Genomic DNA, 16,637 nt, shown 5'->3' with positions numbered 1-16,637 from the left:
CGATCAATGGCTGCGCCGGGTCTCCAGCGCAGTAAACAACAACATGCCGGCCAGCATGGCCAACATGAACACAATCACTTGCCAGCTTCCTGTCAGCAGAATTGCCACGGCGGGGCCAGGACAGATGCCTGCTATTCCCCAGCCGATGCCGAACAACAGGCTCCCGCCAATCAAGCGCGGGTCCAACTCACGTTTGATCGGTAGCTGCATTGGCCTTCCCAGCAGAGAACTTGATTGCTGTCGCGCCCAGGTTAGCGGGCCAACGGCTATGCCGATCGCCCCGACCATGACCAACGCCAAGGAAGGATCCCAGGCACCGGTTAAATCGAGGAAAGCGAGTACTTTGCTCGGATTGGCCATGCCTGCCAGAAGCAGACCCAAGCCGAACAGCAGACCCGCAATGAATGCACTCAGTTTGGTCATGTCCAACCCCCCAGCAGATGACGCAAGACAAACACTGTGGCGAAACCACTGAACATGAAGCACGCAGTGGCAACCATCGATCGCGGCGAAAGGCGCGATATGCCGCACACCCCATGGCCACTGGTGCAACCTGAACCATATCGTGTGCCGATGCCCACCAATACACCGGCGACGATCAATTCGAACCAGCCACTTTGGAACTCAATCTGCGGCAGCGTGGCGAACAAGCCCCATAGAAGAGGCGCGATGAGCAGGCCCAGGAGAAAAAGTGCTTTCTCACTCACCCCCTCGCTCCCACGCTGTAAAAAACTGCCGATCAGACCGCTGATGCCTGCGATACGCCCGTTGGCGACGACGAATAGACTGGCCGCCAAGCCAATCAATGCACCGCCTGCAAGGGATGACCAGGGAGTGAAGTTGAGCCAGTCGACATTCATGAAGCTTCTCCGGCACAAAATTGTTGATACAGGGTTTGGATGGCTGCCGATGCTGCTGGACTGCTGATGCGATAGAACGTCACCAACTCCAATACCAATCGGGCACTCTAAGCCACAATGTTTTACCTATCCGCTGCAAGTTTTCACGCCCCTGTCGAAGCGGGTTCAGTGGAAGCATGCAGATCACCTTTTAGTACCAGCCCTTCGGAGTCTATGACTCGTAATTGGACTGGGATGCCTTGGGCCACGCTTTGTGTAACGGTGCAAAAACTTTCGAATTGGCCAAGGATGCGCGGTAAGTGCTCCAGCTTGGCAGCTGATTTTCCTAACTGCAGTTCAATGTCTATATGGAGTACCCGTAGGCGATTTTCAGCATTGCGTCCGACCTCAGCAGTGGCCTTGCATGAAAGCGGCTCGGCATCCTGCTTGTACTTACGCAGGGCGAACAGCAGACTGTTAGTCAGACAGTTAGCAACCGCACCGAGCAGCAGTTCCACCGGGCTGGGACCAACAGCCTCACCCAGTGGGGGTGGCTCATCCACGGTCAGAGTCGGCGCACCTTCTTCGAAGTGCAGCGTGCAGCGATAGTCATGTTGTTGCTCCAAACGCAAATTCACACGAGTGCTGTCGTTCATGAGTCCAATCCTTCGTTCATTTGACGGTAGGTTCAATCCAGCTCTGCAGCAGCGGACCAGGAAGTGGATCAGTGGGGTGGCCGAGATAAATACCAGCAGAAGAACCATCGCGGCCGGATCTGGCAGTCATGGATTGGCTGAAGGCTTCCAGGGCAGCCGTCAACAGGCGGATAAGTCCTCCGCCCTGATCTACTGAATAGCTTTTACCAGCAAGGCCACTGCAACCACTGCAGATACAATGGCAAACCCTTTTTGTAAGTTTGGCCCCGACAGCTTGGCAGCGACCAAGCGCCCGCAGATCATGCCGGCTAATGCGCCAATGGAAAACGGAATGGCAACTGCCCACTGTAAGTGCCCAGCTGCCGAGCTTGCAGCAACGCCGGAAATTGAAACCAGTGCAATAACGGCTAGAGACGTTGCGAGCACGGACTGCGCTGTCAAATTGGTGTATCGCTGGAGCGCCGGCACCATCACGAAGCCACCGCCCACGCCGAGCAAGCCGGAAAGCCCGCCCGCGACAATCCCAGAAACGGTGAGCGCCCATGCACAGGGTGCAGTCCAGTTCAGCTTTCCGCGATTTGCGTCCAACAGACAAGGCGGTTGTTTGTTCATGGCCGGTGTCTTTGATTCCGCGGAAGAAGGCAATGAGCGTTGAAACACCCGGAACGCTACGTACATCAAGACAAAGGCAAAGATGATCGTCAACGGACGGTTCGGCATGCGCTGCGCCAGCCAAAGGCCAAGCGGAGAACAGACGATCCCCGCACCTGCGATCAAAAGCGCTGCTTTATAGCGGACGGTGCCGTTTTTGAGTCCCATCACGGCACCCAGAGTCGCGGCTAAACCGACAGCCAGTAAACCGATTGGCCCAGCTTCGGCCATGCTCAACCCCACTCCAAACACCAGCAAGGGAACAGCCAGTATTCCTCCGCCAGCGCCGGTCAGCGCCAGAATGACCCCAACAGTAAGCCCGAGCAGTAGGATCACGATCATCTCAGTCTCCTTGCTTTCAGGTCTGGTTTCATAGGTCGGCCAACTCAGGTTTCGCCATCCACTCATGGCCCTTGAGCATTCCCTTCCAATACAGCGGTGGAAGAATCCGTTCCTTGAGCAGCCATGCCAGCCTCGATGGCCGGGTGCCGTCGATTAGCCAGGATGGGAAGCTGGGGGCGACCTTGCCACCATAGGTGAACTCAGCCAGTACGATCTTGCCGCGTTCAACCGTCAGCGGGCAGGAGCCGTAACCGTCGTAATGGGCGCTGCCTTTCGCTTTACCCATTGCAGCCAGCACATTATGGGCAACGACTGGCGCTTGCTTGCGTGCTGCTGCGGCGGTTTTGGCGTTGCTGGAGTTGGCCGCGTCTCCCAGCGCGTGAATATTGACCCAGGTTTTATGGCGCAAAGTGGCAGGGTCGACATCAATCCAGCCAGCCGTGTCAACGAGAGGGCTGACCCGGATGAAGTCCGGCGCAATCTGCGGTGGCACCACATGAAGTAGATCGAAGTCGCGCGCAACAAGATGGGAGCTGCCATCCGAATCGACGCAGTTGAACGTTGCAGTCCGTGCGGGCCCATTCACGCTGGTGAGTGTGTTGCCGAAATTCAGGTCGACACCATAAGCCTTGATGTATGACATCAGTGCGGGCACATAGTCGGGAACTCCGAACAGCACCGCGCCAGCGCTGCAAAACTCGATCTCGATGTTGTCCAATACACCGGTACGTTTCCAATGATCGGCGGAGAGGTACATTGCCTTTTGCGGTGCCCCGGCACATTTGATCGGCATGGGTGGTTGAGTGAAAATGGCTCGCCCACCACGCAGTTGCTGCACCAGTTCCCACGTGTAAGGGGCAAGGTGATACAGGTAGTTTGAAGTCACACCGTTGCGGCCTAGCGTGTCCGACAACCCCTCGATGGCATGCCAGTTAAGCTTCAGGCCAGGGCATACAATCAGCTGCTCGTATTTGACGACTCGGCATCCATCAAGAATGACGGCATTTCTCTCTGGTTCGAATGCGGCGACCGCCGACTTGATCCAGTGCACGCCTCGCGGGATGGTTGTGCCCATCGTGTGGGCAGTTTGGGGTGCATTGAAGACACCACAGCCGACAAGCGTCCAGCCTGGTTGGTAGTAGTGCACATCTGCCGGGTCGATGATGGCAATGTCTAGTCCAGGCTCTCGTGCCAGCAAGCTGGATGCAGTCGCGATACCCGCCGCACCGCCACCGATGATGACCACGGAATGCTCCGCCTCAGAAACTTCGACCGGTGTGCGCCCCTGATTCGCAATTCGGCGAATGACGCCTTTCATATCGAACCCGGCTTTTTTGGCAGTATCGACGATGTGTGGCAGGGATTGTTGGCCGGCTTGTGACAGTGCCCACATCGTTGTCGAGCGCATGCCGGAACGGCAATAGGCCAACACGGGCTTTGGAAGCGTTTCAAGGAGCTTGCCAAAGGCAATACCTTGCTCGTCGGTGACTTTGCCTGATTCAGCAGGAAGGTAGTGCGCCTCAATACCGATCGCCTGGGCGGCTCGTTTGATTTCGGCAAACAACGGTTGATCGCCGCCTTCGCCATCGGGACGGTTACACACAATGGCGCGAAAACCAGCTTCTTTCAGTTCCGCCAATTGGTTGGGGAAAATTTGTTCTGATACTGACAGTCCAGGCACAAGGCAACGAATGTCCATAAAGGTCTCCGTTATGGGTATTTTTCTTATAGGTTTTTCAGGGGAGGCAACGTCAGGCGACGTTGAGTGGGATTTTCAGGTAGCGCGTCCCGTTCGCTTCAGGCTCAGGCAAATGCCCGGCTCGCATGTTGACCTGAACCGATGGCAGGATCAGCGTTGGCATGTCCATCAATGCGTCACGCTTTGTGCGCATCGCCACGAACTCTTCCTCACTGATCCCATTACGCACGTGGACGTTTTGCGTGCGTTGGTCTGCAACAGTACTGACGAACTGCACCTCGCGGCCATCTGGCTGGTAGTCGTGGCACATGTACAGCAAGGTATTGGCCGGCAGACTCAGTACCTTGTTGATTGATTGGAACAGCGTACGCGCATCACCACCGGGAAAATCACAGCGTGCAGTACCGTAGTCCGGCATAAACAAGGTATCGCCGACGAATGCAGCCTTTTCGGTCCCATCGCTGATCACATAAGTCATACAGGCTGGTGTATGGCCCGGTGTATGGAGCGCGTGGCATTGCAGCGTGCCGATGGCGAACAGCTCGTCATTGACGAACAGGTGATCGAACTGGCTTCCATCGCGGGCCATATCACGACCTGTATTGAACAGAGTGCCGAATACCTCTTGCACCGTCGAAATCTGGCTGCCGATCCCTATTTTTCCACCGAGCTTTTCCTTCAGGTATGGCGCGGCCGTCAGGTGGTCTGCGTGGACGTGAGTCTCAAGAATCCAGTCGACCTTCGCATTGAGTTCGTTCACCCTCGCAATCAATTTGTCGGCAGACGTTGTGGCGGTGTGGCCGGATTTAGGGTCGTAGTCAAGTACGCTGTCTACTAAAGCGCAGTGGTTGGTCGCTTCATCCAGCACAAGGTAGCTGACGGTATTGGTGGCAGAATCGAAGAATCCTTCGACGTGAAGTTTTACGCTCATGACCTGTCTCCTTAGGGGGGCTTTTATCGAGCCGCTCACACTAAGGACTGACATAGCAATAAGCCTGCCAAGGTTGTTGTGTGCGAAAAATGGTTTTTATCTTGTTGATTTCAATAGATTTATATTTTTTTTAGGGATTTGTTTTTTTATAAGACCCTGAAATTCGCTGCCATTGGCAGTGCCTGTTGACAGAGCTGGCAGTGCCACAACAGGATGGTGGATTCTCAGGAGCCACCATGAAGACCATCCTGCCCGCCCCGGACAACTCACTCCCACACCCGGATCAAGTGCAGTCGCTTGTTTCGTTTCTTGAGCACGAACCCCAGCCGATGATCGTGCTCGATCCGGAGTACAACATCCTGGCCGCCAACACTGCCTATCAGCGGCAGTTTGGCAGCGCTGACAAACCCTTTATCGGTCATAAGTGTTATCAAGTCTCACACCATTACGATGTCCCTTGTGATCAGGCGGGTGAGAATTGTCCGATGAAAAAGGCGCAGGAAATGCGCGGGCCGGATCGTGTTTTGCACATTCACCACACGCCTCGCGGTCCCGAGCATGTCGACGTCGAATTGCGTCCGATCCTAGACGAGCACGGAATAATTACCGCGTATGTTGAGCGTCTCACACTGGTCCGAAGCGCCTCAGCGCGCCCCAGTAACGAAGGGCTGGTGGGCTGTTCACCAGCCTTTAACCTCGCCCTGTCTGAGCTGCAGCGGGTCGCACCATCAATGCTGCCGGTACTGCTGTTAGGCGAGTCCGGTACGGGCAAAGAGTTGTTCGCTCGCGCGGTGCATGAAACCAGCGAGCGGGCCACTGGACCCTTTGTAGTCGTAGATTGCTCAGGATTGACCGAAACGTTGTTTGAGAGCGAGCTGTTCGGCCATGAAAAAGGAGCATTCACCGGTGCCTCCACGCGTAAACCTGGTTTGGTCGAAACGGCCCAGGGCGGCACGTTGTTTCTTGATGAGATTGGCGATGTTCCGCTGGCAATGCAGGTGAAACTGTTGCGCCTGATCGAATCGGGCACCTATCGCCGTGTCGGCAGTGTCGAGACCCTTCACGCCAACTTCAGGTTAATTGCTGCGACCCATAAACCACTGGAAAAAATGATGGAGAGAGGTGAGTTCAGGCAGGACCTGTACTACCGCATCAGCGCCTTTCCAATTCAGTTACCCCCCTTGCGTAACCGAGTTGAAGATATTGGCTTGCTTGTGAATTCATTTCTACAACGTGCCGGTACAGGCAAGCGCCGGCTGACGATAGATGCCGATGCTCTGACACAATTGCAGCGCCTTCCCTGGCCCGGCAATATCCGTGAGTTACGCAATGTTCTAGAAAGAGCCAGTCTGTTCGCTGACGATGGAGTGATCCGCTCCATACATTTACCCCTGCCCAGCGTCGTGATACCTCCTCAGTCCTCGACGTCCACCCCTTTAGGCGGCAGCACGCTGGTACAAGCACTCGCGACTTTTAAAGGTTCCCGCAGTGAGTTGGCCAAGCAAATGGGGATTAGCGAGCGTACGTTGTATAGGCGACTGAAAGAGCAAGGGTTGGCGTAGTCGCTAGCGCTCACACCGCATGACTGCCAATGACTGCCACTCTGGCAGATTGGCAGCGTATTAACCTGCCACGGCATCCTCTGCCTTGACGGACTCACTTCTAACATACTGTTATTAAACAATAAAAATAAAAAAGATCCCCTTGGCATGCCGTGTGCTAACTGCATAGTCATGACCATTTCCGACAAACGACTACGACGCCATCTGCTCACAGCAGTACTGATCAAGCTACTGGTGCTGACAGTGCTGTGGTGGCTGTTCATCCGGGATTCGCACGTCAGCGTCGACTCGAACACTATCGGCGACAGGTTCGGTGTACCCACCTCGACTCAAGGGGCAAGCAAGTGATTTCAGAACAACTGGTGGATTTGTCTCGGCTGCAGTTTGCAGCCACTGCGCTTTACCACTTTCTTTTTGTACCGCTCACGGTTGGCATGGTGTGGCTGCTGGTCATCATGGAAAGCGTTTATGTGATGACCGGTAATGTCATCTGGAAAGACATGACGCGCTTCTGGGGCAAGCTGTTCGGCATCAACTTCGCCCTCGGGGTGACTACGGGTATCACCCTGGAATTTCAGTTCGGCACCAACTGGGCGTATTACTCGCACTACGTCGGCGACATCTTCGGTGCCCCGCTGGCCATCGAGGGTTTGATGGCGTTCTTCCTTGAATCGACCATGATCGGCCTGTTCTTTTTTGGCTGGGATCGCCTGAAAAAAGAGCACCACTTACTGGTCACGTTGCTGATGGCCATTGGTACAAACCTCTCTGCGCTATGGATTTTGATCGCCAATGGATGGATGCAGAATCCGGTGGGCTCGGAGTTCAGCTACATCACCATGCGCATGGAGATGGTTGATTTCTGGGCAGTGGTGTTCAACCCGGTTGCCCAGGCCAAGTTTGTACACACGGTCTCTGCCGGCTATGTCACCGGCTCGATGTTTGTGCTGTCGATTTCAAGTTGGTATTTGCTCAAGAATCGTGATGTCGAGTTTGCCAAGCGCAGCTTCCGGGTGGCGGCCGCCTTCGGTCTGGCATCCGTGTTGAGCGTGATCGTGCTGGGGGATGAGTCGGGTTACACGGTAGGTGAGGCGCAGCAAACCAAACTGGCGGCCATGGAGGCCATGTGGGACACCAAACCGGCACCTGCGAGTTTGACCCTGGTCGCCAGCATCAATGAAGCCGAGTCCAGGAACAACTGGGAGGTTGATATTCCATGGGTGATGGGCTTGATCGGCACTCGCTCGGCCAGCAAGCAAATCCCAGGCATACATGACATTAAAGAAAAAAACCGCGCTCGAATTCTCCGCGGCATTACCGCCGTCAATGCGCTGGAAGCGCTGCGAGCCGACCGCACCGATAAAGCGGCATTCGAAACCTTCGAAGCTTATAAGGCGGACCTGGGCTTTGGTCTGCTGCTCAAAAAATACGTCGAGGACGTCAACCAGGCCACGCCGGACATTATCGACAAAGCAGTGAACGATACCGTCCCGCGCGTAACCCCCATGTTCTGGGCGTTCCGGATCATGGTGGGGCTTGGTTTTGCGATGTTGATGCTCTTCGGGCTTGCCTTCTGGAGCACGTTGAAGTCGACCTGCACGCGCAGCCGCTGGTTACTGCGTTGGGCTCTTTACATGCTGCCTGCGCCATGGGTTGCCTGCGAGTTGGGCTGGTTCGTCGCCGAATATGGTCGTCAGCCATGGACCATCTATGGCGTGCTGCCTACCCACATGAGTGTGTCTACCCTCAGCGTCAACAACCTCTATGGCTCGCTGGCGGGATTCATCGTGTTCTACACCGTGCTGCTGGTGGTTGAAATGTTCCTGATGGTCAAGTTTGCCCGTCAAGGTCCCGGCAGCCTCGGTACAGGTCGTTATGCCCACGACGCCCATTTGAAGGAACTCCACCATGCTTGATTACTTCACCCTGAAAATTATCTGGTGGGCGCTGGTTGGCGTACTGCTGATCGGTTTCGCCATCATGGACGGCCACGACATGGGGGTTGGCACACTCCTGCCTTTTGTCGGCCGCAACGACCTGGAACGACGCGTGGTTATCAACACCGTAGGGCCGCACTGGGATGGCAATCAGGTGTGGTTCATCACTGCCGGCGGCGCCCTGTTCGCGGCGTGGCCAGTGGTGTATGCCACTGCATTCAGCGGGTTCTATTGGGCGATGATCATGGTCCTGTGGGCGCTATTCTTCCGCCCGGTGGGTTTTGACTATCGCAGCAAGATTCAAAACTCCACTTGGCGCAGCACTTGGGATTGGGGCCTTTTTGTCGGAGGCGCGGTGCCGCCCCTGGTGTTCGGGATCGCGTTCGGCAACCTGTTGCAAGGGGTGCCGTTTCATTTCAACGACCTTCTGGTATCGACGTACACCGGCAGTTTTTGGCAACTGCTCAATCCCTTTGCGCTGCTGACCGGGGTTGTGAGTAGCGCAATGATTACCTTGCAGGGCGGTACCTATCTGGCACATCGCACTGAAGGTGTCATCCAGGCCAGGGCGATCAAAGGTGGAGTGGCTGCGGCAATCGTATTGTCGTGCTCGTTTATAGCGGCCGGCATCTGGCTGCAATGGATCGACGGTTATCGCATTACATCGTTGGTTGATACCGCCGGATTGCCCGATATTCTTAACAAGTCCGTGGTGCGCGAAGCGGGCGCCTGGATGGCTAACTATGGTCATTATCCGTTGTTGTGGCTGTTGCCCGTACTGGGATTGGTTGGCGCAGGAGGTGCCGCCATATTGCTGATGATGCGTCGCACACTCTCGGCGTTTGTTGCCTCATCGCTTGCGGTGATCGCAGTCATCAGCACGGCGGGTGTGTCGATGTTTCCATTCATCATGCCGTCATCAACAGTACCTGCGGCAAGTCTCACCGTGTGGGACAGCGTCTCCAGTCATTTAAGCCTAGCCATCATGTTCTGGGCCACGTTGATCTTCATGCCACTGATCGTGATTTACACCTCGTGGGCGTATCGCGTTATGCGGGGCAAGGTCACCGTCGCACACATCAAAGCCAACGAACATTCAGCCTATTAGTGCCAGCAAAGGAGTAAAGACTATGTGGTATTTCGCCTGGATGCTGGGAGTCGGTTTTGCATTGCTACTGGCTATATTGAATGCGATGTGGGGTGAGAACGAGGGCGGCCGAGCCTTGAGTGACAATGAGGAGACGCGGACATGATGCCGCGTGTTGCTAACGCTCCACCATCCTCACAAATTAATTTGCTGAGTTTGCTTATCGCTGTGGCGATCATGCTCGCATGTACGCTGTATCCCCCCATGATGGCAGCCCCCGATGGGAAAGCTGACCATGTGCTGGCTACTGCGTTGTTTGCGGCCATGAGTGTGGCCTTCGTGAGAGGTGTGGGTTTTGTCCCGCGGATGCTCGTCTGGCGTTGGCTTTTCTCAGGCTGGACCTGCTTTGCGGCACTTGCGCTTGCTGGTTGGGCAAAGTTTCTACATTGAGGACCGACGATATGACTGAGCTATTGAGTGACCAATATAAAGAAGGCGCTAGTACTTATCTCCAGTTAGGGGGGGAATCAGGCGTCCGTAAACTCGTCAACCGCTTTTACGAGCTGATGGATACGCTATCTGAAGCGAGAGTGGTGCGCCTGATGCATCCATTGAGCCTCGCCGACAGTGCTGACAGTCTATTTAAGTTCCTCAGCGGCTGGTTTGGCGGCCCGCCGCTGTTCCAACTGGAGCGCGGCCACCCGCGTCTGCGCATGCGACATGCGCCCTTTGCAGTCAGTATTGTTGAGCGCGACGAATGGATGCTGTGCATGCGTCAGGCAATTGATGAACAGGTGAATGACATAGCGCTAAATAGCAAGCTACAACGTATGTTTTCCGAAATGGCCGATCATATGATTAATACTGATGGGCAAAGTGCAGGTATTGCGGCACCCGTCTGAACGTTGCGTCTACTTTCAGTATCCGCACAATCGCAATGTTTTTAATTGGCTTTACCTGCTGCTTGTGAGAGCAGTTTGATAGATGTTCTTCAGTCTGAACTTTCTGATGGTGCGTATCTATGCCCAGATGGTTTTCCAATGCTGTCTCACCAAACAGAAGTAATCACCTCACTTAATTGGACTTTTAAAAATATCATGATAAAAACTGCCCATGACCTAGTAACTGAGGCAAAAGCACTGATTGAAGAGGTCTCCATCAAGGACGCAGAGCAGGCTATCCAGGATGCAGATGTGCTTATCGATGTGCGCGAAGCGGACGAGTATGCTGCTGGACACATTTCAGGCGCGATACATGCTTCGCGCGGCATGCTGGAATTTAAACTTACTAACGACAGTGCCCTCAGTTCTCGAGAGCTTAAAGTTGTAGTTTATTGCAAGACAAGTGGCCGTGCCGCACTAGCGGCCGCGTCAATGAAAAATATGGGCTATCTGTATGTCAAGTCGATCATGGGCGGATTTGATGCTTGGATCAGTGAAGAGAAACCAATTGCAGTTCCGCACCTGCCAACCTTTGATTAATATCTTATGTTCAAGTGGATTACGTGTTAGTGGTGCAATTCAAGGCAGGGGATCGTTGCGCGTTAATCCTGACAAAGAAATCGAATCGCCAGTGGTTTAGTCTAAGTGATGCCAGTATGTCATAATCAAATTTTTTTACAGTTTTTGACATGTTCCGCCCGCCGCTATACGGGTATCAATGGTCGCTGCAGCAGACTTCGAACTGACTGAGGGAAGTAGGCGCTGTATTTCATGCTCGTTCTATCATTACGCCTGTATGCACCAAGCCAAGGGGCTAATACTGTCCGGTGCCGGAAGGTCAGCAGTGCTCTAGCGACAGTGGCGAGCAAGACCCGTGTTAGTGAAACTCGCTCGCCATTGACGCCACGCTTGGAGCGACGGATTGGGTATCTGACCGCGTTGCAACAAAAGCTTGAGCTTCTGGAGCGTGACCAGCCATTCAGACACCTGAAGTCTCGGCGTCTGTCTGCGGCAGGATTGAATGTGATCTCCGCCCATCCGGCTTACGCGCGGGCCTACCGTTACGACCGGTATGCCCTGCGCTCTGGTATCAGTAGAGCGGTCGGGGAGGAGTCTTTATGGATCAGTCCCACCTAGGAAATCTATGAGCGTTGGTGCTACGTGATGCTTGTGAGCGTGCTCAGGCAACTGTTAGCTCATTTCGAGAAGTGCCGCCGCTTCAAAACCACTGATCGCGTGCTGTGGCGCGCCAGGCATGAGGGGGGGGCACGCGTTGTACGCCGTTATGAGAGCCTTGCTCTTGAGATCTGAATCTCGATGTATGGTGATGTAATTGATATAAGGGTGTTTGTCAGGGCCTGACAGGGCAAGGCTCTGCTAGGGTTTAGGTGAGCGTGCCGGTGTTTATCTTTTGTCACAGGTGCGCGGCGGAGCACGGAATTTTTGCCGTTTGTCGCGTTCCAAACTCGGCACAGGTCCATTGCCAATGTCCTCTGCATCACAGAATGCAAAAGTAGGAGCTTCCCTCATGTTCACTTCGCGTCGTCTGCTTGTTGTTGCTACCGCGGTAGCCCTATTGTCGGGCTGTGCTTCCCCTAACCCTTACGATGGCAGCCAGGGACAGGCGGACAACGGTTCACAAGGCATGAGCAAAACCGCCAAGTACGGCGGCCTCGGCGCGCTGGCGGGTGCCTTGGCCGGTGCAGCCATTGACCACAACAACCGTGGCAAGGGCGCGCTGATCGGCGCCGCCGTGGCCGGTATCGGCGCTGCCGGTTACGGCTATTACGCTGACCAGCAGGAAAAGAAACTGCGGGAAAGCATGGCCAACACCGGCGTCGAGGTGCAGCGCCAGGGTGACCAGATCAAATTGATCATGCCGGGTAACATCACGTTTGCCACCAACTCCGATGCTATCGCCAGCAGCTTCTACACCCCCTTGAACAACCTGGCCGGGTCGCTCAAGCAGTTCAACCAGAACACCATCCAGATTGTCGGCTATACCGACAGCACCGGCAGCCGCCAGCTCAACATGGACCTGTCCCAACGGCGTGCGCAAAGCGTGGCCAACTACCTGACCTCCCAAGGTGTGAGCCCGACCAACCTGACCACCCGTGGTGCCGGCCCGGATAACCCGATTGCCAGCAACGCTGATGTCAATGGTCGTGCGCAGAACCGTCGTGTCGAGGTCAACCTCGGCCCGATCCCGGGTCAGCAGTACGGCCAGCCTGCGCAGCAACAGCAGCAGAACAACCAGTTCCAGGGCAATCCGTACCAGCAGTACCAGTAACCGCCAGCCAATAAAAAGGGCGCCGTGCAGTCAATGCACGGCGCCCTTTTTATTGGCTGGCGATTACATCAGTCGATGTATTCGAACAGCTTCACAATTTTCTGTACCCCGGACACACCCTGGACCAGGTTGGTGGCGCGGGTGGCTTCCTGCTGGGTCAGCAGGCCCATCAGGTAGACGATGCCGTTGTCAGTCACCACCTTGATCCGCGAGCCGGGGATCGCGCTGTCGGTGAGCATCTGCGCCTTGATCTTGGTGGTCAGCACAGCATCATTGCTGATTGCCAGCAGGGTGATGGGTTGTGCGACCTGCAATTCGTTATGGACTTTCTTGACCCGTTGCACGGTCGAAGCAGCTTGCTCGGCCTGGGTCTTGAGGTCGGCGCGCGGGGTTTGCCCGGCGAGCAGCACGATGCCGTTGAAGCTGGTCACGACGATGCGCGATGCGCCGTTACCCAGGTCGGTGGCGGCCTTGGCGACGTTGACGCCGACCTTGGTCTCGATCAGCGAGTCATCGATCTTGCTGCCAAAGGTGCGCGTGCCGCGGTCGTCCTGGATAGGGGAGTCGCGGGTCGCGGTGATGGCCGAGGTGCAGCCGCTGATAGCGAGGCACAGCGTGATGGCCATAAGGCTGAGGCGGTTAACGGTCATTCTTCACTCCCGAACAGTTGGCTGTCGATCAGATCGCACAGGCAGTGGATCGTCAGCAGATGGACTTCCTGAATACGTGCAGTGACATGGGCCGGGACGCGGATCTCCACGTCTTCGGGCAGCAGCAGTGAAGCCATGCCGCCACCGTCGCGCCCGGTCAATGCTACGACAATCATTTCGCGATCATGTGCGGCCTGGATCGCTTGAATAATGTTTGCCGAGTTGCCGCTGGTGGAAATCGCCAGCAGCACATCGCCCGGTTGGCCGAGGGCACGGATTTGTTTGGAAAAGATTTCGTTGTAGCTGTAGTCGTTGGCGATCGAGGTAATCGTCGACGAATCGGTGGTCAAGGCGATAGCCGGCAGGCTCGGCCGCTCGCGCTCAAAGCGGTTGAGCAGCTCGGAGGAGAAGTGCTGGGCGTCGCCGGCCGAACCGCCGTTGCCGCACGAAAGCATTTTGCCTTCGTTGAGCAGGGCGTTGACCATGACCTGGCTGGCTTGCTCGATGTGCGGTGCAAGTACGTCCATCGCCTGTTGCTTGGTATCGATACTGGCCTGGAAAAGCTGGCGAATTCGGGATTGCATGTCCATCTGTGTGACCTTAAGTAGCGCGGCTGTATGGCACACGAATGTGCAGCCCGCAAAGCAAAGAGCAAAAGTGTGCGGTGAAGATGTCCGATCTGTGCCGGTGGCGCTCAGCCGTCGAAGGCGTTGCGCAGCCAGTTCAGACCAGCGGTTCCGTGCGGGCTGCTTTCTATGGCAACCACATCGAAACGGCAGGGGGAGTCGGCCCAGCGATGTTCACTGAGCAGGAAAAACTGCGCGGCGAGTATCAGCTTTTGACGTTTGCGCTCGTCGATACTGGCGAGCGCACCACCCCATTGTGCGTATTTTCTGTAGCGGACTTCGACAAATACTACTGTATCGCCGTCAAGCATGACCAGATCAAGCTCGCCGCGTTTACACAACCAGTTCTGCGCCAGCAGGCGCAGACCTTGTCGCTGCAAGTGTTCAAGTGCTTGTTGTTCGGCATCCTTGCCGGTTTTTGCGCTGGAGCGTGGGGGCATCAGCGCGGGGTATCGGGCAAGCGTTCGATCTGGCCACTGACAAACTTGGCCCACGGCATCTGGCGTTCGATCCGTTGGCTCGGGCTCATGCCCAGGTTGCCGGAATGGCCGTCGATGCGGGTGTCGGGCAGCGCCTTGAGTTGACCCAGGCGTGGCGCCAGGCGGTAGGCGTCCACACCCATCGCATAGAGGCGGCCCAGGCTGCCATTGGCTTGTGGCCATTGTGTAGCAACCTGATTGCGCAGCGGGTCGGTGGTGTTGAGCAGCCACGGCGTTTCGCAGAACATAATGCCGTTCATGTCGTTGTACTGGTTCTTGTCGCCACTGGCACTGAACACGTGGGAAGTGGCATATACCGGCACATCGCCCGCGTATTGGAAGTTCAGCGTCGGCTTGATCTGTTGGGCCTGTTGCGGTGTCACGGCGAGGAAGATGAACTCGATATCCTGGCGACGCGATGGCTGTGCCGCGATGTCAGTGCCGACTGTGCTTTGCAGGCTCTTGGCGCGGCCTTCGCTCTGGCGCAGCTTGAACAGGTCGGCGATCTGCTGGGCGAGGGCCACAGGCTGGTCGACATGTTCGACACCGATCAGGGTGCCGCCGTTGGCTTCCCAGTCCTGGCGGAAGGCCTTGAGCACACGGTCGCCCCATTCGCCTTTCGGCACCATGGCCGCTGCGCGGTGCAGGCCATCGGCGCGGGCACGGCGCGACACTTCACGGGCTTCGTCCTCGGCAGCCAGGCCGAACTGGAACAGTTGCGCAGGGGCTTGGTCGCCCTCGCTGTAGTTCAGGGCCAGGGTGGTGATGGGCAGTTGCGAGCGGGCGCTGAGTTGCTTGACCAGCGGCTTCTCCAGCGGGCCGATCACCAGTTGCACGCCATCAGCCTGGGCCTTTTTGTAGAACTCATCGATGGAGCTGACGCGCGAGCTGTCATAGAACTCGATGACAGGTGGCTTCTGCCCGGCCTGTTGCGCTTGGTAGTGCGCGGCCATGAAACCTTCGCGCAGGGCCCTGGCCACGCTGGCCAGCGGGCCTTGCTGCGGTAAGAGCAGGGCGATTTTATTCAGCGGCTGGCTGGCCAGTTCCTTGAGCTTGGTCAGCGGCGTCGGCAGTTGCACCGCCGCCGGGTGCGCAGGGTTCTGCACGCGCCAGGTGTCGATGGCGGCTTGCTGCTGCTCCAGGGTGCCGGCGTTCTTCACGGCCTGGGCCAGGCTGATCCAGCCGTCGAGGACCGGATTGCCGCTGGCCTGCAACTGCTCGCCAGGTACGGCGGCAATCAGGCTCCAGATGGCTTCGTGGTTGCTGGCGGCAGCATCGCCCGTCAGCAACGGGGCCATGGCCACGCGTTCGCGGGCGGCGGCCAGGGTCTGGCCGTCGGCTTCATAGGCGCGGGCATGCACGCTGCCAGTGCGGATCTGTTGTTCCGGCGGCAACTCCTTGAGGTTTTGCAGGCTCGGATGGCTCAGCGCGGTCAACGCAGCCTTGGGCTGGTTGCGGCCCATGGCCAGTTCTGCAGTCAAGGTGCTGGCGAAGACCTGGGCGGCCGGCTTGAGGCTGTCCAGCGGCACTTGCGCGAGGATCTGCGCGGAGCGCCCAGGATTGTTCTGGTGGAAGGCCATGTCCGCTGCGCTCAGGCGCAGCAGTGCAGCTTTTTCTGGAGTCTTGGCCGAAGTCGCCTGTTCGAGCAGTTGCTCGATGGTGGCATCCGGGGTCCGTGGGAGTTCGCCAAGGCTTGACGAGGGCGAGCTTGCGCAAGCCGCCAACAGGGCAGCCAGGCAAAGGGCGGAGAACAGCCGCAGGCAAGCGATCATGTAAGTGTTCCTGATACCGATCAAATTAGCGTGGAATTGTACCCAAGCACTGGCCCGGGCGCGATGTTACTGGCGTGAAACCGTCTATTTAGATCGTTTAAATGTTGCAGGGCGTCAGTAACCGCAGCAAACAGACCCGATGGACACGACCCCGTTGGCGCATTTTCTTGACGTC

19 protein-coding genes are annotated in these 16,637 nt (G+C 56.5%); 9 read left to right on the top strand and 10 right to left on the bottom strand.

Annotated elements, in window-relative coordinates:
* Window positions 1–3: 3 nt before the first annotated feature.
* The 6 genes from HU773_RS23190 to HU773_RS23165 form a co-directional block, all read right to left on the bottom strand.
* The gene (locus tag HU773_RS23190; RefSeq protein ID WP_057958483.1) at window positions 4–423 is read right to left on the bottom strand and encodes a DUF6691 family protein; all 420 of its coding nucleotides are present in this window, start codon (window positions 421–423) and stop codon (window positions 4–6) included.
* Window positions 420–860, bottom strand: coding sequence for a YeeE/YedE family protein (locus HU773_RS23185; protein WP_057958484.1), 441 nt, complete (start codon window positions 858–860; stop codon window positions 420–422). The genes HU773_RS23190 and HU773_RS23185 overlap by 4 nt, the downstream gene beginning before the upstream one ends.
* Before the next feature lie 143 nt (window positions 861–1,003).
* A complete protein-coding gene (locus HU773_RS23180) occupies window positions 1,004–1,495 on the bottom strand; it encodes an OsmC family protein (protein WP_057958485.1) in 492 nt (163 codons plus the stop codon).
* A 189-nt stretch (window positions 1,496–1,684) separates the two neighbouring features.
* Window positions 1,685–2,488 (bottom strand): sulfite exporter TauE/SafE family protein, encoded by an 804-nt coding sequence (locus HU773_RS23175; RefSeq protein WP_057958486.1) that lies wholly within the window; start codon window positions 2,486–2,488, stop codon window positions 1,685–1,687.
* 28 nt (window positions 2,489–2,516) lie between these two features.
* On the bottom strand, window positions 2,517–4,187 hold the full coding sequence (locus HU773_RS23170; RefSeq protein WP_057958487.1) for a bifunctional protein tyrosine phosphatase family protein/NAD(P)/FAD-dependent oxidoreductase: 1,671 nt from the start codon (window positions 4,185–4,187) through the stop codon (window positions 2,517–2,519).
* 52 nt (window positions 4,188–4,239) lie between these two features.
* Window positions 4,240–5,118: an MBL fold metallo-hydrolase gene (locus HU773_RS23165; protein WP_057958488.1), complete on the bottom strand. Its 879-nt coding sequence runs from the start codon at window positions 5,116–5,118 to the stop codon at window positions 4,240–4,242.
* Window positions 5,119–5,354: 236 nt separating this feature from the next.
* Between HU773_RS23165 and HU773_RS23160 the strand changes: the two genes are divergently transcribed.
* The 9 genes from HU773_RS23160 to HU773_RS23125 all read left to right on the top strand — a co-directional run bounded on the left by HU773_RS23160 (window position 5,355) and on the right by HU773_RS23125 (window position 12,935).
* The gene (locus HU773_RS23160) at window positions 5,355–6,680 is read left to right on the top strand and encodes a sigma-54 interaction domain-containing protein (RefSeq protein WP_057958489.1); all 1,326 of its coding nucleotides are present in this window, start codon (window positions 5,355–5,357) and stop codon (window positions 6,678–6,680) included.
* Window positions 6,681–6,827: 147 nt separating this feature from the next.
* Window positions 6,828–7,028, top strand: a complete 201-nt coding sequence (gene cydP, locus HU773_RS27680) for a cytochrome oxidase putative small subunit CydP (RefSeq protein ID WP_057958490.1) — start codon at window positions 6,828–6,830, stop codon at window positions 7,026–7,028.
* Window positions 7,025–8,596, top strand: coding sequence for a cytochrome ubiquinol oxidase subunit I (locus HU773_RS23155; protein ID WP_186625280.1), 1,572 nt, complete (start codon window positions 7,025–7,027; stop codon window positions 8,594–8,596). The genes cydP and HU773_RS23155 overlap by 4 nt, the downstream gene beginning before the upstream one ends.
* Window positions 8,589–9,725 (top strand): cytochrome d ubiquinol oxidase subunit II, encoded by a 1,137-nt coding sequence (gene cydB, locus HU773_RS23150; protein ID WP_057958492.1) that lies wholly within the window; start codon window positions 8,589–8,591, stop codon window positions 9,723–9,725. The genes HU773_RS23155 and cydB overlap by 8 nt, the downstream gene beginning before the upstream one ends.
* A gap of 22 nt (window positions 9,726–9,747) precedes the next feature.
* Window positions 9,748–9,870: a cytochrome bd-I oxidase subunit CydX gene (gene cydX / locus HU773_RS23145; RefSeq protein WP_081044185.1), complete on the top strand. Its 123-nt coding sequence runs from the start codon at window positions 9,748–9,750 to the stop codon at window positions 9,868–9,870.
* Entirely contained in the window at window positions 9,867–10,154 is a 288-nt protein-coding gene (locus HU773_RS23140) for a cyd operon YbgE family protein (RefSeq protein WP_057958493.1), read from the top strand. Before cydX ends, HU773_RS23140 begins: the two co-directional genes overlap by 4 nt.
* 11 nt (window positions 10,155–10,165) lie before the next feature.
* Window positions 10,166–10,606 carry a group II truncated hemoglobin gene (locus tag HU773_RS23135; RefSeq protein WP_057958494.1) on the top strand — a complete coding sequence of 147 codons (441 nt, stop codon included), beginning with the start codon at window positions 10,166–10,168 and terminating at the stop codon, window positions 10,604–10,606.
* A gap of 198 nt (window positions 10,607–10,804) precedes the next feature.
* Entirely contained in the window at window positions 10,805–11,185 is a 381-nt protein-coding gene (locus HU773_RS23130; protein ID WP_057958592.1) for a rhodanese-like domain-containing protein, read from the top strand.
* A 988-nt stretch (window positions 11,186–12,173) separates the two neighbouring features.
* A complete protein-coding gene (locus HU773_RS23125; protein ID WP_029297808.1) occupies window positions 12,174–12,935 on the top strand; it encodes a YiaD family glycine zipper/OmpA-like lipoprotein in 762 nt (253 codons plus the stop codon).
* 68 nt (window positions 12,936–13,003) lie between these two features.
* On the opposite strand, the gene HU773_RS23120 is transcribed toward HU773_RS23125, so the two are convergent.
* The 4 genes from HU773_RS23120 to HU773_RS23105 form a co-directional block, all read right to left on the bottom strand.
* Window positions 13,004–13,585: a BON domain-containing protein gene (locus HU773_RS23120; RefSeq protein WP_057958495.1), complete on the bottom strand. Its 582-nt coding sequence runs from the start codon at window positions 13,583–13,585 to the stop codon at window positions 13,004–13,006.
* Window positions 13,582–14,175 (bottom strand): phosphoheptose isomerase, encoded by a 594-nt coding sequence (locus HU773_RS23115; protein WP_057438165.1) that lies wholly within the window; start codon window positions 14,173–14,175, stop codon window positions 13,582–13,584. Before HU773_RS23115 ends, HU773_RS23120 begins: the two co-directional genes overlap by 4 nt.
* Window positions 14,176–14,279: 104 nt before the next feature.
* Window positions 14,280–14,651, bottom strand: coding sequence for a YraN family protein (locus tag HU773_RS23110; protein ID WP_120734130.1), 372 nt, complete (start codon window positions 14,649–14,651; stop codon window positions 14,280–14,282).
* Window positions 14,651–16,462, bottom strand: a complete 1,812-nt coding sequence (locus tag HU773_RS23105; RefSeq protein WP_120734129.1) for a penicillin-binding protein activator — start codon at window positions 16,460–16,462, stop codon at window positions 14,651–14,653. The genes HU773_RS23110 and HU773_RS23105 overlap by 1 nt, the downstream gene beginning before the upstream one ends.
* Window positions 16,463–16,637: the final 175 nt, after the last annotated feature.

Source organism: Pseudomonas shahriarae (assembly GCF_014268455.2).
Classification (GTDB): domain Bacteria; phylum Pseudomonadota; class Gammaproteobacteria; order Pseudomonadales; family Pseudomonadaceae; genus Aquipseudomonas; species Aquipseudomonas shahriarae.
This window is presented reverse-complemented; position numbering and strand designations above follow the sequence as displayed.